The sequence below is a fragment of the Duganella sp. GW822-FHT06D06 genome, from assembly GCF_058799615.1.
Genome location: NZ_JBXALQ010000007.1, coordinates 102,047 through 125,031, shown reverse-complemented (window position 1 = coordinate 125,031; position 22,985 = coordinate 102,047). Strand labels below are relative to the sequence as shown.

22 protein-coding genes are annotated in these 22,985 nt (G+C 66.1%); 10 read left to right on the top strand and 12 right to left on the bottom strand.

What is annotated here, in order from left to right; translation table 11 throughout:
* Position 1: 1 nt before the first annotated feature.
* Positions 2-652: an outer membrane protein assembly factor BamE gene (locus AC1RMD_RS15065; protein WP_492927486.1), complete on the bottom strand. Its 651-nt coding sequence runs from the start codon at positions 650-652 to the stop codon at positions 2-4.
* A gap of 267 nt (positions 653-919) precedes the next feature.
* Here AC1RMD_RS15065 and fur point away from each other — a divergent pair, with 267 nt between their 5' ends.
* Positions 920-1,348 (top strand): ferric iron uptake transcriptional regulator, encoded by a 429-nt coding sequence (gene fur / locus AC1RMD_RS15060; RefSeq protein ID WP_116991991.1) that lies wholly within the window; start codon positions 920-922, stop codon positions 1,346-1,348.
* Between the two features lie 102 nt (positions 1,349-1,450).
* On the opposite strand, the gene hrcA is transcribed toward fur, so the two are convergent.
* On the bottom strand, positions 1,451-2,467 hold the full coding sequence (gene hrcA, locus AC1RMD_RS15055) for a heat-inducible transcriptional repressor HrcA (RefSeq protein ID WP_492927485.1): 1,017 nt from the start codon (positions 2,465-2,467) through the stop codon (positions 1,451-1,453).
* Between the two features lie 68 nt (positions 2,468-2,535).
* Complete coding sequence (locus AC1RMD_RS15050) at positions 2,536-3,243, bottom strand: HAD family hydrolase (RefSeq protein WP_492927484.1); 708 nt, start codon at positions 3,241-3,243, stop codon at positions 2,536-2,538.
* 95 nt (positions 3,244-3,338) lie between these two features.
* On the opposite strand from AC1RMD_RS15050, the gene AC1RMD_RS15045 reads away from it, so the two are divergent.
* The 3 genes from AC1RMD_RS15045 to AC1RMD_RS15035 all read left to right on the top strand — a co-directional run bounded on the left by AC1RMD_RS15045 (position 3,339) and on the right by AC1RMD_RS15035 (position 6,239).
* On the top strand, positions 3,339-4,757 hold the full coding sequence (locus AC1RMD_RS15045; RefSeq protein WP_492927483.1) for a metallophosphoesterase: 1,419 nt from the start codon (positions 3,339-3,341) through the stop codon (positions 4,755-4,757).
* 143 nt (positions 4,758-4,900) lie between these two features.
* Positions 4,901-5,518: a hypothetical protein gene (locus AC1RMD_RS15040; RefSeq protein ID WP_492927482.1), complete on the top strand. Its 618-nt coding sequence runs from the start codon at positions 4,901-4,903 to the stop codon at positions 5,516-5,518.
* Positions 5,519-5,576: 58 nt separating this feature from the next.
* Positions 5,577-6,239: a hypothetical protein gene (locus AC1RMD_RS15035; protein ID WP_492927481.1), complete on the top strand. Its 663-nt coding sequence runs from the start codon at positions 5,577-5,579 to the stop codon at positions 6,237-6,239.
* A 282-nt stretch (positions 6,240-6,521) separates the two neighbouring features.
* On the opposite strand, the gene rsmA is transcribed toward AC1RMD_RS15035, so the two are convergent.
* The 4 genes from rsmA to AC1RMD_RS15015 form a co-directional block, all read right to left on the bottom strand.
* On the bottom strand, positions 6,522-7,298 hold the full coding sequence (gene rsmA, locus AC1RMD_RS15030) for a 16S rRNA (adenine(1518)-N(6)/adenine(1519)-N(6))-dimethyltransferase RsmA (RefSeq protein WP_492927480.1): 777 nt from the start codon (positions 7,296-7,298) through the stop codon (positions 6,522-6,524).
* Positions 7,299-7,306: 8 nt separating this feature from the next.
* The gene (gene pdxA, locus AC1RMD_RS15025; RefSeq protein WP_492927479.1) at positions 7,307-8,404 is read right to left on the bottom strand and encodes a 4-hydroxythreonine-4-phosphate dehydrogenase PdxA; all 1,098 of its coding nucleotides are present in this window, start codon (positions 8,402-8,404) and stop codon (positions 7,307-7,309) included.
* A gap of 19 nt (positions 8,405-8,423) precedes the next feature.
* Complete coding sequence (locus tag AC1RMD_RS15020; RefSeq protein ID WP_492927478.1) at positions 8,424-9,869, bottom strand: peptidylprolyl isomerase; 1,446 nt, start codon at positions 9,867-9,869, stop codon at positions 8,424-8,426.
* Between the two features lie 98 nt (positions 9,870-9,967).
* Complete coding sequence (locus AC1RMD_RS15015; protein WP_492927477.1) at positions 9,968-12,217, bottom strand: LPS-assembly protein LptD; 2,250 nt, start codon at positions 12,215-12,217, stop codon at positions 9,968-9,970.
* Between the two features lie 107 nt (positions 12,218-12,324).
* Between AC1RMD_RS15015 and AC1RMD_RS15010 the strand changes: the two genes are divergently transcribed.
* The 4 genes from AC1RMD_RS15010 to AC1RMD_RS14995 are packed head-to-tail and all read left to right on the top strand — an operon-like array spanning position 12,325 to position 16,577.
* On the top strand, positions 12,325-13,380 hold the full coding sequence (locus tag AC1RMD_RS15010; protein WP_492927476.1) for an aminoglycoside phosphotransferase family protein: 1,056 nt from the start codon (positions 12,325-12,327) through the stop codon (positions 13,378-13,380).
* A gap of 10 nt (positions 13,381-13,390) precedes the next feature.
* The gene (murU, locus tag AC1RMD_RS15005; RefSeq protein WP_492927475.1) at positions 13,391-14,125 is read left to right on the top strand and encodes an N-acetylmuramate alpha-1-phosphate uridylyltransferase MurU; all 735 of its coding nucleotides are present in this window, start codon (positions 13,391-13,393) and stop codon (positions 14,123-14,125) included.
* A complete protein-coding gene (locus AC1RMD_RS15000; protein ID WP_492927474.1) occupies positions 14,125-15,450 on the top strand; it encodes an aminopeptidase P N-terminal domain-containing protein in 1,326 nt (441 codons plus the stop codon). Before murU ends, AC1RMD_RS15000 begins: the two co-directional genes overlap by 1 nt.
* On the top strand, positions 15,447-16,577 hold the full coding sequence (locus AC1RMD_RS14995) for a UbiH/UbiF/VisC/COQ6 family ubiquinone biosynthesis hydroxylase (RefSeq protein WP_492927473.1): 1,131 nt from the start codon (positions 15,447-15,449) through the stop codon (positions 16,575-16,577). The genes AC1RMD_RS15000 and AC1RMD_RS14995 overlap by 4 nt, the downstream gene beginning before the upstream one ends.
* 241 nt (positions 16,578-16,818) lie before the next feature.
* Here AC1RMD_RS14995 and AC1RMD_RS14990 read toward each other — a convergent pair whose 3' ends face one another.
* From AC1RMD_RS14990 to AC1RMD_RS14975, 4 genes are all read right to left on the bottom strand, one after another.
* Entirely contained in the window at positions 16,819-17,583 is a 765-nt protein-coding gene (locus AC1RMD_RS14990; RefSeq protein ID WP_492927472.1) for an SDR family oxidoreductase, read from the bottom strand.
* A gap of 104 nt (positions 17,584-17,687) precedes the next feature.
* Positions 17,688-19,166: an NAD(P)(+) transhydrogenase (Re/Si-specific) subunit beta gene (locus AC1RMD_RS14985; RefSeq protein WP_492927471.1), complete on the bottom strand. Its 1,479-nt coding sequence runs from the start codon at positions 19,164-19,166 to the stop codon at positions 17,688-17,690.
* Entirely contained in the window at positions 19,163-19,492 is a 330-nt protein-coding gene (locus AC1RMD_RS14980; RefSeq protein ID WP_020700760.1) for an NAD(P) transhydrogenase subunit alpha part 2, read from the bottom strand. The genes AC1RMD_RS14985 and AC1RMD_RS14980 overlap by 4 nt, the downstream gene beginning before the upstream one ends.
* Positions 19,493-19,506: 14 nt before the next feature.
* Positions 19,507-20,619: a Re/Si-specific NAD(P)(+) transhydrogenase subunit alpha gene (locus tag AC1RMD_RS14975; RefSeq protein ID WP_492927470.1), complete on the bottom strand. Its 1,113-nt coding sequence runs from the start codon at positions 20,617-20,619 to the stop codon at positions 19,507-19,509.
* A gap of 305 nt (positions 20,620-20,924) precedes the next feature.
* Between AC1RMD_RS14975 and AC1RMD_RS14970 the strand changes: the two genes are divergently transcribed.
* On the top strand, positions 20,925-21,422 hold the full coding sequence (locus tag AC1RMD_RS14970; RefSeq protein ID WP_020700758.1) for an NUDIX hydrolase: 498 nt from the start codon (positions 20,925-20,927) through the stop codon (positions 21,420-21,422).
* Between the two features lie 14 nt (positions 21,423-21,436).
* The gene (gene mnmA / locus AC1RMD_RS14965) at positions 21,437-22,543 is read left to right on the top strand and encodes a tRNA 2-thiouridine(34) synthase MnmA (protein WP_492927469.1); all 1,107 of its coding nucleotides are present in this window, start codon (positions 21,437-21,439) and stop codon (positions 22,541-22,543) included.
* Positions 22,544-22,545: 2 nt separating this feature from the next.
* On the opposite strand, the gene AC1RMD_RS14960 is transcribed toward mnmA, so the two are convergent.
* Positions 22,546-22,983, bottom strand: a complete 438-nt coding sequence (locus AC1RMD_RS14960) for an ANTAR domain-containing response regulator (RefSeq protein WP_492927468.1) — start codon at positions 22,981-22,983, stop codon at positions 22,546-22,548.
* Positions 22,984-22,985: the final 2 nt, after the last annotated feature.

Sequence of the window (22,985 nt, the reverse complement as noted above, 5' to 3'; positions counted from 1 at the left end):
CTTATTTCTTGTCGTTGTTCACCGTCACACCCACCGGCGAGGCGGCGGCGTTGTCGCTGCCGGCCGGAATCGGCGAGGTATTGCCCACCGGACGCGCGTCCGGCACGCTCGGATCCTTCTTGACCTTGGGCGCCGGGCCGGCGATGCGGGCGATGTATTCTTTTTCGGTCGGCAGGTTGCCGCCTTCCCAGCGCGCCACCTTGCCGTCCTTGTCGAAGAACACGATCACGCGGCTGGTGGTGATTTCGCCGTTGCCCTTGGCCATGCGGAACGCGTAGTCCCAGCGGTCGGCGTGGAACGGGTCGGCCAGCAGCGCGGTGCCGAAGATGAAGCGGACCTGCTCGCGCGTCATGCCGGCCTTCAGCTGCGACAGCATCTCTTCGGAGACGAAGTTACCCTGCTGGATGTCGGGGCGATACGGCGAGAAGAACCACATGAACTTCTGCAGCTTGCTGATGGTGGTGGTTTGCGCGCCTTTGTTGGCGTCCAGCGTCGTGCCGGTTTCTTTCACGTCGGTCGATTTCTCGCCCAGCGTGGTGTTGGACGCACAGCCGCCCGCGGCCAGCGCGACGCAAACAGCGCCGGCGAGCAGAGGCGCGCGGCGGGTGAAACGGTGCAACAAAGACTGCGATAAAGCCTGGGTGACGCGCATGGTTGTCCTCAATCTGATCGAGCGGAAGTGCCGAAAAACGCTATATCATAAAGCACAAGGTGCGAGATGGGGCTGCGCGGGCACTCGGAGAGATCGCATTATCCAGCAAATTTGGAACTATGTCCTTGTTTTATAAAGAATAATTGTAAAACATTGCAAATGTAAATTTCACGCGGGAGGGCGCGGATCGGCGCCGATGGTGCGGCGGCTGCCGGAGTGCGTTAAACTGGCGCCTAGCTACCGCCAACCACGCAAAGAGTCGACACCATGAGCAACAATCCTACCGACCTGAAGGCCAGCGGCCTGAAAGCCACGCTGCCCCGCCTGAAAATCCTGGACATCTTCCAGAACAGCGAAGTGCGCCACCTGACCGCCGAGGATGTCTACAAGATCCTGCTGTCCGACAATATGGACGTGGGCCTGGCGACCGTCTACCGCGTGCTGACCCAGTTCGAGCAGGCCGGCCTGCTGAACCGCAACCACTTCGAGACGGGCAAGGCGATTTTCGAATTGAACGAAGGTTCGCACCACGATCACCTGGTGTGCCTCGATTGCGGCCGGGTGGAAGAATTCTTCGATGAGGAAATCGAATCGCGCCAGCAGATCGTCGCCAAGGAGCGCGGCTTCAAGATCGCCGAGCATGCGCTGGCGATCTACGGCAACTGCACCAAGACCGCCTGCCCGCACCGCGCTTAAACCTCGGGGGTCAGGTCTGACATTCGGACACGAGCTCTGCCGTAAGCTGCTTTACGGCAGAGCTCGTGTCCGAATGTCAGACCTGACCCCCGCTTACCGGGTTTAGTTGTGGCTCAGCGCGTTCGACAGCAGCTTGGCGGTGATGTCGACGATCGGTATCACCCGCTCATACGCCATGCGGGTCGGGCCGATCACTCCCAGGGTGCCGACGATCTTGCCGTTGGCCATGTAGGGCGCGGTGACCACGCTCATCTCGTCCATCGGCACCAGGCTCGATTCGCCGCCGATGTAGATCTGCACCCCGCTGGCCTTGCTCGAGACGTCGAGCAGCTGCATCAATCCCGTCTTCTGCTCGAACATGTCGAACATCTGCCGCAGCGATGTCATGTTCGACGACAGGTCGCTGACCGACAGCAGGTTGCGCTCGCCGGAGATGACCATGTCGTCCGAGCTGTCGGCCATCGCCTCGCTGCCCGCCTCCACCGCCGCCTGCATCAGCCGCCCCATGTCGTCGCGCAGCTGGCGCACTTCGTTTTGCAAGCGCATGTGCACTTCGTCGAAGGCCAGGCCGCCGTAGTTCTGGTTGATGTAGTTGGCCGACTGGATCAGCTGCGTCGGGCTGTAGTCGACGTCGGTCAGCAACAGCCGGTTCTGCACGTCGCCGGTCGGGCCGACGATCACCAGCAGGATGCGCTTCTCCCCCAGCCGCAAAAACTCGATCTGCTGGAACACCGATTCGCGCCGCGGACTGAGCACCACGCCGGCGAACTGCGACAGCGACGACAGCATCTGCGCCGCGTTGGCGATCATCTTCTGCGGCTGCGGCGCCTGCAGCCGCATGCGGCCTTCGACCGATTGCTCGTCCAGGTGCTGCACCGTCAGCAGGGTGTCGACAAAGATGCGGTAGCCGCGCGGCGTCGGCACCCGCCCGGCCGAGGTGTGGGGACTGGCGACGTAGCCCAGCTCCTCCAGGTCGGCCATGATGTTGCGGATGGTCGCCGGCGACAGGTCCAGCCCGGAGATCTTGGACAGGGCGCGCGAGCCCACCGGCTGGCCGTCCGCGATGTAGCGTTCGACGAGAGCCTTGAGCAGGGTTTGTGCGCGTGTATCGAGTTGCATAGTCATTCACTAATGGTATTTCTGCTTATTATGCACGCTCTGCGCCGGACGGGGGCCGCGGCGTGGCGTCAATGCTGCATTTGCCCGCGCACCCATATCAGAAGTGCATCGAAACTTGCACAGATGGCGTCCGGCGCCACGCCCGCCTCCAGGTGCGCCGTGCTGCCGGCGCGGTTCATCCACACCGCGCGCAGGCCGGCGCCTTGCGCGCCCTGCACGTCCAGCCGCAAATCGTCGCCGACGTAGACCGCGTCCCGCGGCGCCACGCCCATCGCCTCGCAGGCGGCCAGGAAGATGGCAGGATCGGGCTTGGCGCGGCCGAAGCGCGCCGAGGCCAGCACGGCTTCAAAATGGTGGTGCAGGCCGATGATTTCCAGATCGGCGTTGCCGTTGGTGATCACCCCCAGCCGCAGCATCGCCTGCAACTCGGCCAGCGCCGGCACCACGTCGGCGTACGGCGTGACGGCGTTGCGCCGCAGGTGGAAGTGGCGCATCGCGCCGTCGATGTGGACGGCGTCGGCGCCGGCCTCGGCGAAGGCCTGCTCCAGCGCCACGCGGCGCAGCTGGTACAGGTCGACCACCAGCTCGGGACGCTGCTCCAGCAAGGCCATGCGGCGCGCGCGCAGCTCGGCGATGGAATAGCGCTGCGTCACTTCGGGCGCGTGCTCGGCCAGCCAGGCGTGCCAACTGGTTTCCGCCGCCGCGATCACCGGGGCGATCGGCCACAGGGTGTCGTCGAGGTCGAACAACAGGGCGTGCGGGCGGCGATGGTTCATGGTGGGCAATGGGAAATGTGGAATCTGCGTATTGTCGCACCGATCGCCGCCTGGCGACGGGCATGGTAACATCGGATTCACCTGCTGGAGCCGCCGTGCCTTTGACTACGTTTGTGACGACTTGCCGCCGCTGGGCGCCGCCTCTGTTGACCGCCATGCTGGCCGCTTGCGCCAGCGTCGGCCAGGCGCCGGCCTTTTCCTCCTTCGTGGTGCTGGGCGAGAACGGCGCCGCCGTGGCGCGCGTGCTGATCGCCGCCCCCGCCTGCCCCGACATCGTCATCGACCAGCGCCCGCAGCCGATGGCCGTGCGCGCGCCGGCCGCCACCCTGGCGCTGCGCAGCACGCCGTCGGCCCCGGCCGATTCCAAACCGGCCGCCTTCCCGCTGCTGACTTGCGAGGCGCCGCTGCCGGCCGTCGGCAGCTATGCCCAGGCGAGCGTGCTGGGCCGTCCGCTACCGCTGCCGAGCGCGGCGCCGCGGCGCATCGTCGTCCTCGGCGACACCGGCTGCCGGCTGCAAAAGAGCAGCCAGAGCTACCAGGCCTGCAACGACGGCGCCGCCTATCCGTTCGCCGCCATCGCCGCCGCCGCCGCCGCGTGGCGCCCCGAGCTGGTGATCCACGTGGGCGACTACCACTACCGCGAAAACGCTTGCCCGGACGGCAACGCCGGTTGCGCCGGCAGCCCCTGGGGCTACGGCTGGGACGCCTGGAACGCCGATTTCTTCGCGCCCGGCGCGGCGCTGCTGCAGGCGGCGCCGTGGGTCATGGCGCGCGGCAACCACGAAAACTGCCTGCGCGGCGGCCAGGGCTACTGGCGCCTGCTCGACCCGCGCCCGCTGCTGGCCGGGCGCGACTGCAACAACGCCGCCGACGACGCCGTCGGCAACTACAGCGATCCCTACGCAGTGACTATCGGCCAGGACACCCAGCTGCTGGTGCTGGACACCGCCAGCACCACCTGGAAGGGCCTCAAGCCGGGCGAACTGGGCTACGACAAGTACCGCGACCTGTACCGCAAGCTGGACGCGCTGGCGCGGCAGGCGCCGCGCAACCTCGGCATCGCCCACCACCCGCTGCTGGGCATGGGCGCCGACCGCAAGGCCAACGGCGCGCTGGTGCTGCTGCCGGGCGACGCCGGCCTGCAGCAGGCGTTCGGCTCGCTCAACGCGCAGCTGCTGCCGGACGGCATCCAGGCGCTGCTGTCCGGCCATGTGCATCTGTGGCAGCAGGTCAGCTTCGCCAGCGGCCATCCGAGCCAGTTCATTTCCGGCTTTTCCGGCACCGCCGAGGACACCGTGCCGCTGCCGGAACGCTTGCCGGACGGCGTGACGCCGGCGCCGGGCGCGCGGGTCGAGCAGTTCAGTTCCTGGGTCGACGGCTTCGGCTTCATGAGCATGGAACGGCTGGGCGCCGACCAGTGGCTGGTGCAGGTGCACGACCAGCAGGGCCGGGTGCGCAACATCTGCCGGCTCGACGGCAGGCGTTCGCGCTGCGAGCTGGCGCAGGTCAAATAGGCGGCGCGGCGGCCGCAAGTGTCACAAGCTGTTACATCGCTTAGCGGCCAGGCCTTAGCAAATGCACTAAAATACGGGCCATTCCGTGTAAGATGCTGCACCCGAGTATTGCCGGGCCCTATTCGTTTTGGAGAGAGATTTTTATGAAAAGTTTGTATCTGCGTTCGGGCCTGGCCCTGGTGTGCGTCGCCTTGCTGAACGCCTGCGGCGGTGGCAATGGCAACCTGGCCCTGTCCGGCACCGTCAGCGGCCTGACCAAGCCCGACCTGGTGTTGACCAACACCAAGACCGGCGAAAAACTGGCCATCCCCGTCAATACCCCCAACTTTGTATTCACCAAGCTGGCGGCGGTCGACGAGGAGTTCAATATCATCGTCTCCACCCCGCCCACCGGCGGCAGCTGCAAACCGGTCGGCACCAGCAACGTCGGCAAGGCCAACGCCTACACCTCGTACTCGATCCAGTTCGCCTGCCAGGCCAACCCGTGGAAGCTGGGCGGCACCGTGACCGGCCTGAAGCTCAATGGCCTGATCCTGGCCAATGGCGCCGACACCGTCAGCGTGTTGCCGTCGACCACCGCCGGCGCGCCGGTCGACTTCACCTTCAACAACACGGTCGGCGACGGTTCGCCCTACGGCGTGACCGTGCTGTCGCAGCCGAAGGATATTGAAAAGAACCTGACCCAGACCTGCACCTTGAGCAAAGAAGTCGGCACCATGCCGGGCTCGGACTTCCTCGGCGTGACCGTCACCTGCAAGTAATTCCTGCGCCGGCCCGCATCGCGATAGCCGGCCGATCCGCCTTTTTTTGGAGTAATTGATGAAATTTTCGACTTTGAGCGCCGTAGCGGCGCTGATGCTGGCCGCCGCGCTGGCCGCCTGCGGCGGCAAGGCCCAATTCGCCGTGCAGGGCACCATCGAGGGCCTGGGTAACGATGGCCTGGTGCTGGCCAACGGCAGCGACACCCTGACGGTGGCGTCCGGCACCACCAACTTCGTGATGCCCAAGCAAATCCCGTACGGCACCGAATACAACGTCACCGTGCAACACGATCCGGCGCACCAGACCTGCGCACCGGTGGCGGGCGGTTCCGGCTCGGCCGGCCATACGGTGGCGATCGCCGTCACGATCCGCTGCCTGCAGAACAGCTACTCGGTGGGCGGCCCGTTCGTCGGCCTGTTCAACAAATCCGAGGCGGTCGCCGCCACCGCCACCGCTGCCGCGGTGGCCGCCGTGCCGCGCGTCGTGGTGCTGCTGAACGGCTCCACCGGCGGCCAGGTCTCGGTCTCGAGCGCCGCCGCCACCGATACCGTGCTGGGCAAGGGCGAGTTCGTGTTTGCCACGCCAGTGGCGGACGGTTCCGCCTACGGCGTGACCATCCTGTCGCAGCCGGACGACGTCAACTGCGCGCTGGCCAACAACACCGGCGTGGTCAACGGCGCCAACATCAGCAACGTGACGCTGAGCTGCAAACCGAAGTAATCCAGAGGGGAGCGCCGCGCGGAATTCGCGGCGCGGCGGCCGGAGAGTTATACGCTATAGTGATGTTCGATATTCGAAAAATAAACTTGCGTTATATGCCGCGCCGCAGCATACTTCATTTGTCTCCTCCACTTCTTGCAAAGGAATTGGATTTAGCCCGCTTTCACCAGCGGGCTTTTTTTTTGTACGGGGGTCAAGTCTGACATTCGGACACGGCCTCTGCCGTAGGCACTGTTACGGCAGAGGCCGTGTCCGAATGTCAGACTTGACCCCCGCCTTTTTTTACTGCGGCTTGAGCAGGTTGGCCAGCGCCACGTACTGCGCCAGGCCCACGGTCTCCGGACGCATGGTCGGGTCGATGCCCGCTTCGACGATCTGCGCTTCGGTGAACATGCCGGCCAGGCAGTTGCGGATCACCTTGCGGCGCTGCGAGAACGCCTTCAACACCACCGCCTCCAGGGTCGGGCCGTCGCACGCCAGCGGCTGCGCCACCGGGATCATGCGCACAATGGCCGACTCCACCTTCGGCGGCGGATCGAACGCTTCCGGCGGCACCACGAACAGCAGCGACATGTCGTAGCGCCACTGCAGCATCACCGACAGCCGGCCGTAGGTCTTGCTGCCCGGCGCCGCCACCATGCGCTCCACCACTTCCTTCTGCAGCATGAAATGCTGGTCCTGCACCAGCGGCGCGAACGTCGCCAGGTGGAATAGCAGCGGGCTGGAGATGTTGTACGGCAGGTTGCCGACGATGCGCAACTTCTGGCCGGCCGGCACCGGGATGGTCGAATAGTCGAACTTGAGCGCGTCGCCGGCGTGGATGGTCAGCTTGGCCGGGTTGTAGGTCTTTTCCAGCCGCGCCACCAGGTCGCGGTCGAGCTCGACCACGTGCATCAGCTTCAAGCTGCGCATCAGCTGCTCGGTCATCGCGCCCAGGCCGGGCCCGATCTCGACCATCGCGTCGTCCGGCGCCGGGGCGATCGCCTCGGTGATGCTGGAGAGGACGTATTTATCGTGTAAAAAGTTTTGGCCGAAGCGTTTGCGGGCGACGTGTTTCATGGCGGTTCTTATTTGAGAGGTGAGGAGGAGGCGGCCTGGCTGTTGACCATGGCCAGCGCGCTGTCGATCGCGGCTTCCATGCTGCCGCAGTCGGCCAGGCCCAGGCCGGGGCCCTGCGCCGCCAGGTCGAGCGCGGTGCCGTGGTCGACCGAGGTGCGGATCAGCGGCAGGCCCAGGGTGATGTTGACGCCCTGGCCGAAGGTGGCGTATTTGAGCACCGGCAGGCCCTGGTCGTGGTACATGGCCAGCACGCAGTCGGCGTCTTGCAGGTATTTGGGCTGGAACAGCGTGTCGGCCGGATACGGGCCGCGCGCATCGATGCCGCGCGCCTGCGCCGCCGCGATGGCCGGCGCGATGACGTCGATCTCTTCGCGCCCCAGGTAGCCGCCCTCGCCCGCGTGCGGGTTCAGGCCGCACACCAGGATGCGCGGGGCGGCAATGCCGAACTTGCTTTTCAAGTCATGCTCGATGATGTCGAGCACGCGCGCCAGGCCGTCCTGGCTGAGCGCGGCGGCGACGTCCTTCAGCGGCAGATGGGTGGTGGCCAGCGCCACCCGCAGCGGCGGCGGCAGCGGCCGGCCGGCCGGCGCCGGCGGCTGGCCTGCCAGCATCATCACCACCTGCGCGCTGCCGGTCTGCTCGGCGAAATATTCGGTGTGGCCGGAGAACTTCACGCCGGCGTCGTTGATGGTGCTTTTTTGCAGCGGCGCGGTGACCACCGCCGCGAACCAGCCGGCGCGCACGCCTTCGATGGCGGCGTCCAGGGTGGCCAGCACGCTGCGGCCGTTCTCCTTGTCCAGCTTGCCCGGCACGACGTGCGCCGCCAGCGGCACGTCGATCACGCTGAGGCGCCCCGGGCCGAACTGCGGCAGGCCGCCGTGGCGCACCGCCTGCAGCGACAGCGCCGACAACTCGATGGCGGGATCGATGGCGCCGGCGGTCATGGCCAGGAAGGCGGCGTCGCCCAGCAGCACGCAGTTGACCTCGTGGCGGCGCGCCCAGGCGGCGCGGATGGCGATCTCCGGGCCGATGCCGGCCGGCTCGCCGACGGTGACGGCGATCGCGGGACGCAGCGCGCTGCGCCCGGTGTGCAAAGTGGCGCTCACGCGTGCTCTCCTTGGTGGCTTACTTGTTGGCGGCGGCGCCGTCTTCGGTGCGGAACTCGACGTAGGCGCGGTCGCGCACTTCGCGCTGCCAGCTTTCCGCCGCTTCCTCGACCTTGCGCTCGCGGATGGCCTGGCGCGCGGTGTTGCGCTCGCGCTCTTTCGAGACGTCGTCGCTCTTGCGCTCCAGCACTTCGATCAGGTGGACGCCGAAGCTGGTCTCCACCGGCTGGCTCACTTCGCCGATCTTCAGGCTGTTCATCGCCGCCTCGAACTCGGGCACGATGTCGCCCGGGTACAGCCAGCCCAGGTCGCCGCCCTTGGCGGCCGAGCCGTCGTTCGACACCAGCCGCGCCAGGTCCTCGAACTTGGCGGCGTTGTGGTCCAGGCGTTCCTTCAGCTCGGCCAGCTTGCGCTTGGCGTCGGCCGCGCTCATGGTCGGGGTCACCTTGATCAGGATGTGGCGCACGTGCGACTGCTGCACCGCGGCCACGGCTTGCGCCTCGGCCAGGCTGCGGCGGTCGACCGCCTTCAGGATGTGGAACGCGCCCACGCTCTTGATCACCGGCGTGACCTGGCCCGGCTTGAGCTTGCTCAGCGCCTCGGCGAACACCGGCGGCAGGCGCTCGGGCTGGCGCCAGCCGACCACGCCGCCCTGCAGGGCGTCGCTGGCGTCGGAATAGGTGGCGGCCATCTTGGCGAAGTCGGCGCCGGTGCGCAGCTGGCGCATCACTTCCTCGGCGCGCGCGCGGCGCTGGGCGATCACCTCGGCGGTGGCGTTGTCGGGGATGCGCACCATGATCTGCGAGATGTTGATCTCGAACTGCTCGGCGGCGGCGGCCTTCTCGGCGGCCAGGAAGCTGTCGACCTCGGCGTCCGAGATCTGGATCTTGGCGTCGACCTCGTGCTCGCGCAGGCGCTGCATGATGATTTCTTGGCGGATGTCCTCGCGGAAGGCGGCGTACGGCGTGCCGTCCTTTTCCATCTGGTTGCGCAAGTCCTGCACCGACAGCTTCTGCGCCTCGGCGATGCGGCCGATGGCGCGGTCGAGCTGCTGGTCGTCGACCCGCACGCCCATTTCCTTGGCCATCTGCAGCTGGGCGCGCTCGACGATCATGCGCTCGAGCAGCTGGCGGCGCAGGTCGGCCGGGTCCGGCATCTGCACGTTCTGCGCCTTCATGCGGGCGGTGACGGACTTGATGCGGTTGCCCAGCTCGCGCTGGGTGATGACGTCGTCGTTGACCACCACCACGATCGAGTCGATCGCCACGTTGCCCGACTCGCCCGGCGGCAGGAAGCCCTTGCCGTCGGACTTGGCGGTGGCGGCGGCCGGCGCGGTGTTGAGCGCGGGCGCGGCGGCCGGGGCGGCGCTGGCCAGCGGGGCGGCGGCGGCCGGCGCCGGCTTCTTCGAGAACAGGCTGCAACCGCCCAGGGCGGCCGTGCACAACAGGACTGCGAGGATTTTCATTTCGAACTTCATCTTAAGAACGCTCATGAGTCAGGTGTAAAAGGATCAAAAAGCGTCCGCTGCCTGGGAAACGGCGGCGGACGCCGGGGTGGCTTGCTTTAGCGGCCGTAGCCTTCGTTCAAACGCTGATAACCGGGAATGCTGTTCTTCATCGCCTCCAGCGGGCTGCCCACGCCCAGGTGCGACAGGCCGTTCAGTTCGAGCTGGAAGAAGATCGGCGTCGACGCCTTGGTCGAGGTGGTCACGAAGCGCTGCGCGCCCACGCGGAACACCCAGCAGTCGGCGTTGTATTCCAGCCCGACCAGGCTCTCCAGGATCTTCTTGTCCTGCAGCGAGTAGCTGACCCGGCCGACGCCGTACCAGCGCTGGAAGATCGGCCACTGGCTCGACAGCTCGATGTTCTTGAAGCTGCCGCGCAGGTAGCGGTAGCCGGCGTTGAGCACCTTCTTCTGGCCCGGCAGCCACTGCACGCCATAGCTGCCCGACACCACCCGGCGCTCGCTGGGGCTGTACTGCACGGCGCTGTCGAAGCTCCAGGTTTCCGAGATGCGGCCGGTGGCGGCCAGCAGCATGTCCGAGCGCGCATCGACCACCGGGGTGGTCGAGGCCAGCTGCACCCGCTGGTCGCGGAAGTAGAAGCGCTGGCCGAACGCCAGCCGCAGCGTCTCGGCGCCGGCCGAGTCGAGGAAGCGCGACACCAGCGCCGCCGTCAGCTGGTTGGCGTCGCCGACCCGGTCCGAGCCGACGAAGCGGTTTTCGCTGAAGATCTGGCTGAAGTTGAAGGTCGCGGCGTCGGTGTCGAAGGTCGGGAACTTGCTCTGGTCGCGGTACGGCGTGTTGACGTAGAACAGCCGCGGCTCCAGCGTCTGGGTCATGTCGCGCCCGCCCAGCTTGACGTCGCGCTCGAACACCAGGCCGGAGTCGAGCGAGAAGGTGGGCACCACGCGCGACAGGTTTTCCGACGCCTGCGCGCCGAACGCGTCCATCTGGTAGCTGGCCAGGTTGAGCATGACCTTGGGCGTGACGAAGTAGCTGGGGCCGACGATCGGGTAGCTCAGCTGCGGGATCGCCACCAGCCGGGTGCCGTTGATCAGGCTCGGGTGGTAGAAGCGGGTCAGCTCGCTGTCGACGGCCCAGTCGAAGCCGCCGGCGACGTCGTACTGGGCGGCGTGCAGGTTGAGCGCCGGCAGCCGGTCGTAGGGGCGCGGCACCGGGATCAGCGATTCCGGGTCTTGCAGCACCTGGTATTTCTGCACCCGCGCGGTCAGGGTCCAGAAGTCGCCGTGGTAGTCGGTGCGCAGCTCGCGCAGCAGTTGCCGCTCGGTCGAGCTCGACACGGTCTTGGAGAAATCGTTCGGATAGTTGTTGTCCGAGGCGGCCCGCACGCTCCAGCCGTACGACCAGTCCTTCGACAGGTCCTGGGCGTGGCTGGACTTGATCGACCAGCGGTCGGTCGAGCCGCCCGGCGTGGACGGCAGGTACTGCTTGTCGTGCGGCAGGTATTCGACATAGGTTTCGCCCTGGTACAGGCCGCCTTCGGTCTCGCCCAGGTAGCGGCCGTTGGCGCCCAGCTGGAAGCCGCGCCGCGGGATGATCTTCGGGTACACCGTCAAGTCGCGGTTGGGGGCGATGTTGAAGTAGTACGGCACGGTCAGCTCGGCGGCGCCCTTGGAGCCGAAGCCCGGCATCGGCGACAGCCAGCCGGAGCGGCGCGCGCCCGACAGCGAGAACGACATCGCCGGCGTGCCCAGGATCGGCACGTCCTTGAAATAAATGATGGTCTTGCCGGCGGTGCCGACGTCGCGCCCGGAATCGAGGTTCAGGGTGTTCGAGCGCAGATACCAGTCCGGGTTCGGCCCCTGGCAGGTGCTGTAGGTGCCGTTGACCACCACCGCCTCGTCCTCGTTGAGGAAGTTGATGCGCTCGGCCTTGCCCTGGGCGTGGTTGGCTTCCAGCTGGTAGGTCGGGTTGAGCATATAGCCCTTGCCGCTGTCCATGTTCAGCTTGAGCTCGTCGCCGGTGAAATAATCGCCAAAGCGCCAGATCTTGACATGGCCCTGGGCCTCGACCTCGTCCTCGACCTGGCGGTAGCAGGCGGTATCGGCCTTGACGCGGGTCTTGTCCTTGACCAGCTCGGCGTCCCGCTCGAGCGTGATTTCGCGCTCGGGGCGGCCGCTGATATCCTCGGCCTGGATGGTGGTGACCGCGTTCTTGTCCTCCACGCGCGGCGCGCGCGCCTTCGGCGGCACGCTCTGGGCGTAGCTGGGCACGGCCGTGGCGGCGACGAGGGCAGTCAGGGCGTAAGCCCAGCGTTGCGAGGAGGTGGGGGGGGCCGGTAGCCAGCGCATGCGACTCATGAAAAGAAGGGAGGAAACACCATAGCAGGCGATTTTTTGATTTGAATCCCTTATTATATGGGAATCTTCACCCAACACCGGTTTCCAGGGCTCGCTTAATGTCTTTATTACAGAATTTAACTTCCGATACATCTTCCGACCTCCGCCTGGAGCAGCTGACCGCCTGGCTGGCCACGCTCAACGTGGTCGACGTCGCCAGCGCGCGCCCGGCCTCGGCCGACGCCAGCTTCCGCCGCTACTTCCGCGTCGATGTCTTGCCGGATCAACAAGCGGCGCTGGGCGCCACGCTGGTGGTGATGGACGCGCCGCCCGAGCGCGAGAACGTGCTGGCCTTCGTCAAGCTTGACGAAATGCTCACCCACGCCGGCGTCAGCGTGCCGCGCATCGTCGCCACCGACTACGAACGCGGCTTCCTGCTGATGTCCGACCTGGGCGTGACCACCTACCTGCAGGTGCTGGACCACGACAACGCCTCGACCATGTACGCCGAGGCGCTGGAGGCGCTGGTCAAGTTCCAGCTGACCAGCGAGCCCGGCGTGCTGCCCGAGTACGACCGCGCCTTCATGCTGCGCGAAATGAATTTGTTCCCCGAGTGGTATATCGGCAAGCACCTGAACGCCACCCTGAGCGACCAGCAGGCGGCCGAGCTGCAAGCGGTGTTCGACGCCATCCTGGCCAACCTCACCGCCCAGCAGCAGGTGTATGTGCACCGCGACTTCCATTCGCGCAACCTGATGTGGATGGACGCCGGCAACCCGGGCGTGCTGGACTTCCAGGACGCGCTGTACGGCCCGATCACCTACGACCTGGCCTCGCTGCTGCGCGACGCCTACGTGCAGTGGGACGAGGAACTGGTGCTGGACTGGGCGATCCGCTACTGGCAGCACGCCAAGTCGCTCGGCCTGCCGGTCAACCAGGACATCGACGCCTTCTACCAGGACTTCGAATACGCCGGCCTGCAGCGCCACCTGAAGATCCTCGGCCTGTTCTGCCGCCTGAACTACCGCGACGGCAAGGCCCAGTACCTGCACGACCTGCCGGCGGTGATGGACTATGTGCGCAAGACCGCCAACCGCTACAAGGAACTGCGGCCGCTGGTGCGCCTGCTCGACCAGCTGGAAGACAAGCAGCCGCAAGTCGGCTACACCTTCTGAGGCGGCGCGCATGAAAGCCATGATCTTCGCCGCCGGACGCGGCGAACGGATGCGTCCCCTGACCGACACCACGCCCAAGCCGCTGCTCAAGGTGCGCGGCCGGCCGCTGATCGTCTGGCACATCCTCAACCTGGTGCGGGCCGGCATCACCGAGATCGTCATCAACCACGCCCACCTGGGCCAGCAGATCGAAGCGGCGCTGGGCGACGGCAGCCAGTTCGGCGCCCAACTGATGTACTCGCACGAAAGCACCGCGCTGGAGACCGCCGGCGCCATCGCCAGCGCGCGCCACCTGCTGGGCGAGGAGCCCTTCGTGGCGGTGTCGGGCGACATCTACATGCCCTACTTCGACTTCGCCCAGGTCAAGGACGTGTTGCACGACAAGGACATGTGGGGCAAGCCCTACCCGGCCGACCAGCGCGACATCTGCTGGCTGTACCTGGTGCCCAACCCGGACTTCCATCCGGAGGGCGACTTCGGCCTGACGATGTACTCGCTGACCAACGAAGGCTCGCCGAAATGGACCTTCGGCAACGTCGGCGTCTACCGCCCTGAAATGTTCGACGGCATCGCGCCCGGCGAGTACGCCAAGCTGGGACCGCTGATCCGCGCCTACGCCGACAAGCGACAGGTCGGCGGCGAAGTCTACCAGGGCGAATGGCACAACCTGGGCACCGTGCAGCAGCTCGAACAGCTCAACGCGCCGCCGGCCATGCGCCTGCCGGCCGCCAAGGGCGCGCAGTGATGGACAGCTACGCCGCCCGCCGCGCGCGCCTGCTGGCGCACATGCCGCCCGGCGCGGTGGCGGTGCTGCCGACCGCGCCCGAAGTCACGCGCAACAGCGACAGCGAATACCTGTACCGCCACGACAGCTACTTCTACTACCTGAGCGGCTTCGCCGAGCCGGAGAGCGTGCTGGTGCTGGTGGCCGCGCGCGGCAGCGAGCCGGCGCGCGCCATCCTGTTCTGCCGCCAGAAGAACCTCGAACGCGAAATCTGGGACGGCTTCCGCCACGGCCCGGAAGGCGCGCGCGCGGCCTTCGGCTTCGACGCCGCCCACGCCATCGAAGAGCTCGACGGCGAAATCAGCAAGCTGCTGGCCGACGCGCCGGCGCTGTACTACGCGCTGGGCAGCGCGCTGGACGCGCAGGTCAAGCTGTGGCTGGCCAACGTGCGGCGCATGGCGCGCACCGGCGTGACCCCGCCGGCCAGCGCGGTCGACCTGCTGCCGCTGCTGGACGAAATGCGCCTGTTCAAGGACGCCGCCGAACAGGCCACCATGCTGCGCGCCGCCACCATCTCGTCGCAGGCGCACGCGCGGGCGATGCGCGCGTCGCGGCCCGGCATGTACGAATACGAAATCGAAGCGGAGCTGCTGTACGAGTTCCGCCGCAACGGCGCGCAGGCGCCGGCCTACAACTCCATCGTCGCGGCCGGCGCCAACGCCTGCGTGCTGCACTACAGCGCCAACAACGCCCGGAGCCGCGACGGCGAGCTGATACTGATCGACGCCGGCTGCGAGCTCGATGGCTACGCCTCCGACATCACCCGCACCTATCCGGTCAACGGCCGTTTCAGCGCGCCGCAAAAGCGCCTGTATGAACTGGTGCTGGCGGCGCAATCGGCGGCGCTGAAGGCGATCGCGCCCGGCCTGCCGTATTCCGGCGTGCACGAGGCGGCGCTGCAGGTGCTGGCGCAGGGCATGCTGGACCTGGGCCTGCTGAACCAGAACACGCACGGCGGCATCGCCGACATCGTCGCCAACAAGTGCTATCTGCAGTTCTACATGCACGGCACCGGCCACTGGCTGGGCATGGACGTGCACGACGTCGGCCAGTACCGCGACACGGCGGCCGAAGGCAAGCCCTCGCGCCCGCTGCAGGCGGACATGGTGCTGACGGTGGAGCCGGGCATCTACGTGCGCCCGGCCGAAGGCGTGCCGGAGGAATACTGGAACATCGGCATCCGCATCGAGGACGATGTGCTGGTCACGCCAGGCGGCCACACGATTTTGAGCGCCGCCGCGCCGAAGACGGTGGCCGACATCGAACAACTGATGCAACAGCAATGACAGATACAACTTTTGAGGTCGCCATCTGCGGCGCGGGTCCGGCCGGCATGGCGCTCGCCGCGCTGCTGGCCAAACGCGGCATGCCCGCACAACGCATCGCGCTGATCGACGCCAAGACCCTGGAGCAAGCCAGCAAGGATCCGCGTTCGATCGCGCTGTCGTGGGGCAGCCGGCAGATACTGGAAGAAATCGGCGCATGGCCGCTGGCCGCCACCGCGATCCACCAGATCCACGTATCGCGCCGCGGCCAGTTCGGCCGCAGCCTGATCGACCGCGACCAACACAAACTGCCGGCGCTCGGCTACGTGCTGCGCTACGGCGACCTGGTGACGGCGCTGGGCGCGGTCTGCCAACGCGCCGGCATCGCCACGCTGCGCCCGGCCCGCGTTGAAGCGGTCGACGAAGGCGCCGACGCCGTCGCGCTGACGATCGCCGGCGCGACTTCCGCCACGGCCGCCATCGTGGTGCAGGCCGAAGGTGGCTTGTTCAGCGACCAGGAAAGCAAGGCCCAACACCGCGACTACCAGCAAACCGCGATCATCGCGCAGGTACGCAGCAGCCGCCCGATCGCCCACCGCGCCTACGAACGCTTTACCGAACAAGGCCCGCTGGCCCTGCTGCCGCAAGGCGACGATTATTCGCTGGTCTGGTGCGTGCGGCCCGATACGGCGGCGCGCTTGCAAGCTTTGGACGACGCGGCCTTCCTGGCCGAATTGGGCGCCGCGTTTGGAGAGCGGGTCGGCGGCTTCACCCACGCTTCGCCGCGGCTGGCCTTCCCATTGGGCTTGAACGCCGATCCGCGCAGCAGCGCGCGCACGGTCGCCATCGGCAACGCGGCGCAGACGCTGCACCCGGTGGCGGGGCAAGGCCTGAACCTCGGCCTGCGCGACGTCGCCGTGCTGGCGCGCCTGCTGGCGCAAGGCGCCAATCCGACGCTGCTGGCGCAATTCACCGAACTGCGCCGCCAGGACCGCGACACCACCGTGGGCCTGACCGACACCATGGCCCGCATCTTCGCCAACGATTCGCCGGCGCAGGCGCTGCTGGGCCTGTCGCTGGCAGCCATCGACATGCTCGCCCCCGCGCGCGGCGTGCTGGCCGAACTGATGATGTACGGCCGCCGTTGACCTGGGCGCAGTTGACCTGAGAATACACACAGGGGGTGCTCTGCACGCCCCCTTGGGGCAAGCACTCTATTTCCGCCCTTGCTTTCCCATTCGTTTTCTCTATTTTCCTCTCTAATTCGCAGAGCGCGGAAGGCAGACAAGAACTGCGGAAAATAGAAGAAAAGAGAGAACGGAAATAGCGTGGTTTCTCCCAAGGACCGCGCAGCGCCACCCCATACAGGTACGCCGCGCCGCTCTACGCTCAGGTACGCGTGATCGAAGCGCCGCCGTCGACCAGCGACGCGGTGCCGGTGACGAAGGACGAGTCGTCCGAAGCCAGGTACAGCACCGAGCGCGCCAGCTCCTCCGGCTGCGCCACGCGTTTCAGCGCATGCAGGTTGGTGACGAAGGCCGCCGATTCCGGCGTGTTGTTCATATCGCGATACATCGCCGTGTCGACCGCGCCCGGCAGCACCGAATTCACCCGCACGCCTTGCGGGCCGTACTCCGAAGCCAGCGCCTGCGTCAGGCCGATCAGCCCCGCCTTGCTGGCCGCATACGCCGCCACGCCGGGGAAGGCAAAGCTGTAGCCGACGAAGGTCGACGTGAAGATCACCGAACCGCCGCCATGCTTGATCATTTCAGGAATTTGATGCTTGGCGCCGAGGAAGGCGCTGGTCAGGTTGGCGGCGATGGTCTCGCTCCAGCCCTGCTCCGAGACGCCGCTGGTGGCGCCCATTTCGCCCAGCGTGCCGGCGTTGTTGTAAGCGATGTCCAGCCGGCCGAACGCTTCGACCGCGGCGGCCACCAGTTGCGCATTGAACGATTCGGAAGTGACATCGCCGGCCAGCGCGATGGCCTGGCCGCCGTCGGCGACGATTTCCGCCACCAGCGACTCCAGCTCGACCTGACGACGCGCGGCGACCACAACGCGCGCGCCTTCAGCGGCAAACAGTTTGGCGGTAGCGCGGCCGATGCCCGACGATGCGCCGGTAACGATGGCGACTTTGTTTTGTAAGCGGTTCATGGTGAGACTCCTTGAGGTGGGTTGATGTAGCCATCGTATGCTTCAGCAACCCAACCATCAATCGGCCAAATACCAATGGACCGTTCACAAATCATGAACCAAGCTTACTCCACGGCCTTGACCATGTCCTCGATGACCTTCTTCGCATCGCCGAACACCATCATCGTATTGGCCTGGTAGAACAGCTCATTGTCCAGGCCCGCGTAGCCGGAAGCCATCGAACGCTTGTTGACGATGATGCTCTTGGCCTTGTACGCCTCCAGGATCGGCATGCCGGCGATCGGCGATTTCGGATCCTTGGCGGCCGGGTTGACCACGTCGTTGGCGCCCAGGATCAGCACCACGTCGGTCTGGCCGAATTCGCCGTTGATATCCTCCATCTCGAACACCTGGTCGTACGGCACCTCGGCCTCCGCCAGCAGCACGTTCATGTGGCCCGGCATGCGGCCCGCCACCGGGTGGATCGCATACTTCACGGTCACGCCCTTGTGGGTCAGCTTCTCGACCAGCTCCTTCAGCGAGTGCTGCGCGCGCGCCACCGCCAGGCCGTAGCCCGGCACGATGATCACGCTTTCCGCATTCGCCATGATGAAGGCCGCGTCGTCGGCCGAACCGGATTTGACCGGACGCTGTTCCTTCGAACCCGCCGCGCCCACCTCGGTCGGCGCGCCGCCGAAACCGCCCAGGATCACGTTGAAGAACGAACGGTTCATCGCCTTGCACATGATGTAGGACAGGATCGCGCCGGACGAACCGACCAGCGAACCGGCGATGATCAGCATCGAGTTATTCAGCGAGAAGCCGATGCCCGCAGCGGCCCAACCCGAGTACGAGTTCAGCATCGACACCACCACCGGCATGTCGGCGCCGCCGATCGGGATGATGATCAACACGCCCAGCACGAACGCGATCGCGGTCATGACCAGGAACGGCACCCAGGCCGGCTCGGTGCCGCCGGCGAAGCAGAACGCCAGGCCCAGGCCCACCATGACGATGGCCAGGATCAGGTTCAGCATGTGCTGGCCGGCGAAGCTGACCGGCGCGCCCTGGAACAGGCGGAACTTGTACTTGCCCGACAGCTTGCCGAACGCGATCACCGAACCGGAGAACGTGATCGCGCCGACGAAGGTACCGATGAACAGCTCGATGCGGTTACCGAACGGCAGCGCCTCGCCGGCGGCGGCGATGCCGAAGGCGTGCGGCTCCGACACCGCGGCCACCGCGATACACACGGCGGCCAAACCGATCAGCGAGTGCATCGCCGCCACCAGTTCCGGCATCTTGGTCATCTCGACCTTCTTGGCCAGCATCGCGCCGATGCCGCCGCCGACGATCACGCCCAGCGCCACCAGGCCCAGGCCCATGCCGCCCGAGGCGCCCGCCGCCGCCGCCGCCGTGGCTTCCGCCTTCAGCTTCAGGATCAGCGCGATGGTGGTCACGGCGGCAATCGCCATGCCCGACATGCCGAACGCATTACCGGTGCGCGCCGTGGACGGCGACGACAAGCCTTTCAACGCCTGGATGAAGCACACCGACGCGATCAGGTACATCATCGTCACCAGGTTCATGGAGATGAAATTCATGCGTGTTCCTCCTTGATGGCCACCACAGGCTTAGCCTTGGGCTCTTTTTTCTTGAACATCTCCAGCATGCGCTGCGTGACCAGGAAACCGCCGAACACATTGACGGCGGCCAGCGCCACCGCGACGGTGCCGGCGACCTGGCCGATCAGGCCCTCGGTCAGCGAAGCGGCCAGCATGGCGCCGACGATGATGATCGCCGAGACGGCGTTGGTGACTGCCATCAGCGGCGTATGCAGCGCCGGCGTCACGGTCCAGACCACGTGGTAGCCGACGTAGATCGCTAGCACGAAGATGATCAGATTGATGATGGTGTGGCTGACTTCCATGATTGATTCCCCTGTTATTTTCTAAGCAGCTCGCCGCCGGTGCACAGCAGCGTGGCCTTGATGATTTCGTCTTCGCGGTCGATCACCAACTTGTCTTCCTTGTCGATGATCAGCTTGAGGAAGTCCAGCACGTTGCGCGCGTACAGCGCCGACGCGTCGGCCGCCACCAGGGTCGCCAGATCCGGCTCGCCGACGATGTGGACGCCGTGCTTGACCACGGTTTTATTCAGCTCCGACAACGGGCAGTTGCCGCCCTGCGACACCGCCAGGTCGACGATCACCGAACCCGGTTTCATCGCCTTCACGGTTTCCTCGGAAATCAGCACCGGCGCCGCGCGGCCCGGGATCAAGGCGGTGGTGATGATGATGTCGGCCAGCTTGGCGCGTTCATGCACCAGCTCCGCCTGACGCCGCATCCAGTCGGCCGGCATCGAGCGCGCATAGCCGCCCACGCCCTTGGCGATTTCCCTCTCCTCGTCGGTCAGGAACGGCACGTCGATGAACTTGGCGCCCAGCGACTCGACCTGCTCCTTGACGGGCGGGCGCACGTCGGAGGCCTCGATCACCGCGCCCAGGCGCTTGGCGGTGGCGATCGCCTGCAGGCCGGCCACGCCCACGCCCATGATCAGCACCCGCGCCGCCTTGACGGTGCCGGCCGCCGTCATCAGCATCGGCATGAAGCGCTGGTACGTGTTGGCCGCCACCATCACCGCCTTGTAGCCGGCGATGTTGGCCTGCGACGACAGCACGTCCATCGACTGCGCGCGCGTGATGCGCGGCACCGCCTCCAGCGCGAAGGCCTGCAGGCCGGCCGCCGCCATCGCCGCGTTGTTGTCGGCGTCGAAGGGATTCAACATGCCGATCACCACGGTGCCGGCGGCGATCAGCCCCCGCTCCTCCGCATTCGGGGCGCGCACTTTCAAAACCACGTCCGCGGCAAAGGCTTCCGCCGCGCTGCCGATCTGCGCACCGGCGGCCGCGTAGGCCTCGTCGGTGACCGACGCCGATAACCCGGCGCCGGCTTGCACGATCACTTGATGCTTGGCTGCGAGTTTCTTGACTGTCTCGGGCGTTGCCGCTACCCGGGTTTCGCCCGGCCGCGTCTCGGCCGGTATGCCTACTCTCATGGTGCCTCCAAAGGATTGATAAACTGACTAGAATCTAACACGGATTGCCGGGACAGCATCGCCCCTCGATGGCCCCAGCATACTTAATAACTAATGATCAATAAATAGCGGTTTTATCACATCATTTATTACTATTTATCATGAATTGCCGCTAAAACACTGAATTTCGCGCAAAGCGCTCAGTCAAACACGGATTAACACAACAAACCTTGCGATTTTTCAATACGAACCCATGTTTCGGCGACGGCGGGTTCAAACCAAATGCCCGGAACAGGCTAAAATGTCGGCTCTTTCAAGGATGACTCATGCCGCGTATCTGGAAACCCTCTGTTACTGTTGCCGCCATCATCGAAAAAGATGGCAAATTCTTGCTGATCGAAGAAGAGACCAGCGACGGCATCCGCATCAACCAGCCGGCCGGCCACCTCGACCCGCACGAATCGCTGGAGCAGGCCGTGATCCGCGAAACGCTGGAGGAAACCGCGCACGACTTCACGCCGACCGCGCTGGTGGGCATGTATATGTCGCGCTACACCTCCAACCGCACCGGCGAGGAAGTGACCTATCTGCGCTTCACCTTCTGCGGCGTGCCGGGCGCCAGGCATGACCGTCCGCTGGACGAAGGCATTTTGCGCACCATGTGGCTGACGCGCGACGAACTGGCCGCCTGCGCCGACCGTCACCGCAGCCCCACCGTGCTGCAATGCGTCGACGAATACCTGGCCGGGCGCCGCGCCCCGCTGGAACTGATACAAACCCACACCTCGGTGTACAAGGAAGCGGTGAGCACCGCGAACGGATAAGGCAGGAAAGTAAGATGAGCAAGAAAAAAGTCGTGATCGGGATGTCGGGCGGGGTCGATTCCTCGGTCGCGGCGTGGATGCTCAAGGAACAAGGCTACGACGTGGTCGGCCTGTTCATGAAGAACTGGGAAGACGACGACGATTCCGAATACTGCTCCACGCGCCAGGACTGGATCGACGCCGCCAGCGTGGCCGACGTCATCGGCGTCGACATCGAGGCGGTCAACTTCGCCAGCGAATACAAGGACCGCGTGTTCGCCGACTTCCTGCGCGAATACCAGGCCGGCCGCACCCCCAACCCGGACGTGCTGTGCAACGCCGAAATCAAGTTCAAGGCCTTCCTCGACCACGCGATGCACCTGGGCGCCGACCTGATCGCCACCGGCCACTACGCGCGCGTGCGCCAGAACGGCGAGCGCCACGAACTGCTCAAGGCGGTCGACCACACCAAGGACCAGAGCTACTTCCTGCACCGCCTGAACCAGGCGCAGTTGTCCAAGACCCTGTTCCCGCTGGGCGAAATCCCGAAAACCGAAGTGCGCAAGATCGCCGAGAAGCTGGCGCTGCCCAACGCCGCCAAGAAGGATTCGACCGGCATCTGCTTCATCGGCGAGCGGCCGTTCCGCGAATTCCTCAACCGCTACCTGTCCTACCAGCCGGGCCCGATGAAGACGCCGGACGGCAAGGTGGTGGGCGAACACGTGGGCCTGAGCTTCTACACGCTGGGCCAGCGCAAGGGCATCGGCGTCGGCGGCATGAAGGCCTACAAGAACCCGGACGGCAGCAGCGACGCCTGGTACGTGGCGCGCAAGGACGTGGCCGAGAACACGCTGTACATCGTCCAGGGCCACGACCATCCGTGGCTGCTGTCGTCGGCGCTGCGCGCCGACCAGGCCAGCTGGGTCGCCGGCGAGGCGCCGACGGCGGGCGCGCTGTCGGCCAAGACCCGCTACCGCCAGGCCGACGTGGCGTGCGAGCTCGCCCCGCAAGGCGCTGCCGATTTCGCGTTGAAGTTCATGGACGCCCAATGGGCGGTGACGCCGGGCCAGTCGGCCGTGCTGTACGACGGCGACGTCTGCCTCGGCGGCGGCATCATCGCCAGCTCGACCTTCGCCGTCTGAAACTAGCCGGCGGCGGACTCGCCGCCGTCGCTGTCGGACGGGCCGGCATCCTTGGCCAGCGCCGCGCGCTGGCGCTTGACCATGGCGATCACCGTGTTGCGTATCGTGTTGAGCACGGTGTCGGCCTTGAACGGCTTGACGATGAAGCCGTTCACGCCCATCGCGTGCGCGGCCTGGATGGTGGCGGCGTCGAATTCGCTCGAGACCATGAAGATCAGCGCCTTCGGCCAGCCGGTCTTGATCTCGCGCACCACCTCTTCGCCGTTCTCGATCTGCTCGCGGGCGATGCAGACGATGTGGGGATTGTGCTTGATCAGCAGCGCCAGGCCGCTGGCGCAGGTATGGGTCTGGCCCACCACGTCATAGCCGCCATCGAGCAGGACCGTGTTGAGCAGGCCGCGCGCGACGGCGCTGGTGTCGATAATGACCGCTTTTAACATCT

Bases quoted from the DNA above. Each gene is read 5' to 3' on its own strand.
- AC1RMD_RS15065 (WP_492927486.1), bottom strand. From the start codon at position 652: ATGCGCGTCACCCAGGCTTTATCGCAGTCTTTGTTGCACCGTTTCACC.
- fur (WP_116991991.1), top strand. From the start codon at position 920: ATGAGCAACAATCCTACCGACCTGAAGGCCAGCGGCCTGAAAGCCACG.
- hrcA (WP_492927485.1), bottom strand. From the start codon at position 2,467: ATGCAACTCGATACACGCGCACAAACCCTGCTCAAGGCTCTCGTCGAA.
- AC1RMD_RS15050 (WP_492927484.1), bottom strand. From the start codon at position 3,243: ATGAACCATCGCCGCCCGCACGCCCTGTTGTTCGACCTCGACGACACC.
- AC1RMD_RS15040 (WP_492927482.1), top strand. From the start codon at position 4,901: ATGAAAAGTTTGTATCTGCGTTCGGGCCTGGCCCTGGTGTGCGTCGCC.
- AC1RMD_RS15035 (WP_492927481.1), top strand. From the start codon at position 5,577: ATGAAATTTTCGACTTTGAGCGCCGTAGCGGCGCTGATGCTGGCCGCC.
- rsmA (WP_492927480.1), bottom strand. From the start codon at position 7,298: ATGAAACACGTCGCCCGCAAACGCTTCGGCCAAAACTTTTTACACGAT.
- AC1RMD_RS15020 (WP_492927478.1), bottom strand. From the start codon at position 9,869: ATGAAAATCCTCGCAGTCCTGTTGTGCACGGCCGCCCTGGGCGGTTGC.
- AC1RMD_RS15015 (WP_492927477.1), bottom strand. From the start codon at position 12,217: ATGCGCTGGCTACCGGCCCCCCCCACCTCCTCGCAACGCTGGGCTTAC.
- AC1RMD_RS15010 (WP_492927476.1), top strand. From the start codon at position 12,325: ATGTCTTTATTACAGAATTTAACTTCCGATACATCTTCCGACCTCCGC.
- murU (WP_492927475.1), top strand. From the start codon at position 13,391: ATGAAAGCCATGATCTTCGCCGCCGGACGCGGCGAACGGATGCGTCCC.
- AC1RMD_RS15000 (WP_492927474.1), top strand. From the start codon at position 14,125: ATGGACAGCTACGCCGCCCGCCGCGCGCGCCTGCTGGCGCACATGCCG.
- AC1RMD_RS14995 (WP_492927473.1), top strand. From the start codon at position 15,447: ATGACAGATACAACTTTTGAGGTCGCCATCTGCGGCGCGGGTCCGGCC.
- AC1RMD_RS14990 (WP_492927472.1), bottom strand. From the start codon at position 17,583: ATGAACCGCTTACAAAACAAAGTCGCCATCGTTACCGGCGCATCGTCG.
- AC1RMD_RS14985 (WP_492927471.1), bottom strand. From the start codon at position 19,166: ATGAATTTCATCTCCATGAACCTGGTGACGATGATGTACCTGATCGCG.
- AC1RMD_RS14980 (WP_020700760.1), bottom strand. From the start codon at position 19,492: ATGGAAGTCAGCCACACCATCATCAATCTGATCATCTTCGTGCTAGCG.
- AC1RMD_RS14975 (WP_492927470.1), bottom strand. From the start codon at position 20,619: ATGAGAGTAGGCATACCGGCCGAGACGCGGCCGGGCGAAACCCGGGTA.
- AC1RMD_RS14970 (WP_020700758.1), top strand. From the start codon at position 20,925: ATGCCGCGTATCTGGAAACCCTCTGTTACTGTTGCCGCCATCATCGAA.
- mnmA (WP_492927469.1), top strand. From the start codon at position 21,437: ATGAGCAAGAAAAAAGTCGTGATCGGGATGTCGGGCGGGGTCGATTCC.
- AC1RMD_RS14960 (WP_492927468.1), bottom strand. From the start codon at position 22,983: ATGTTAAAAGCGGTCATTATCGACACCAGCGCCGTCGCGCGCGGCCTG.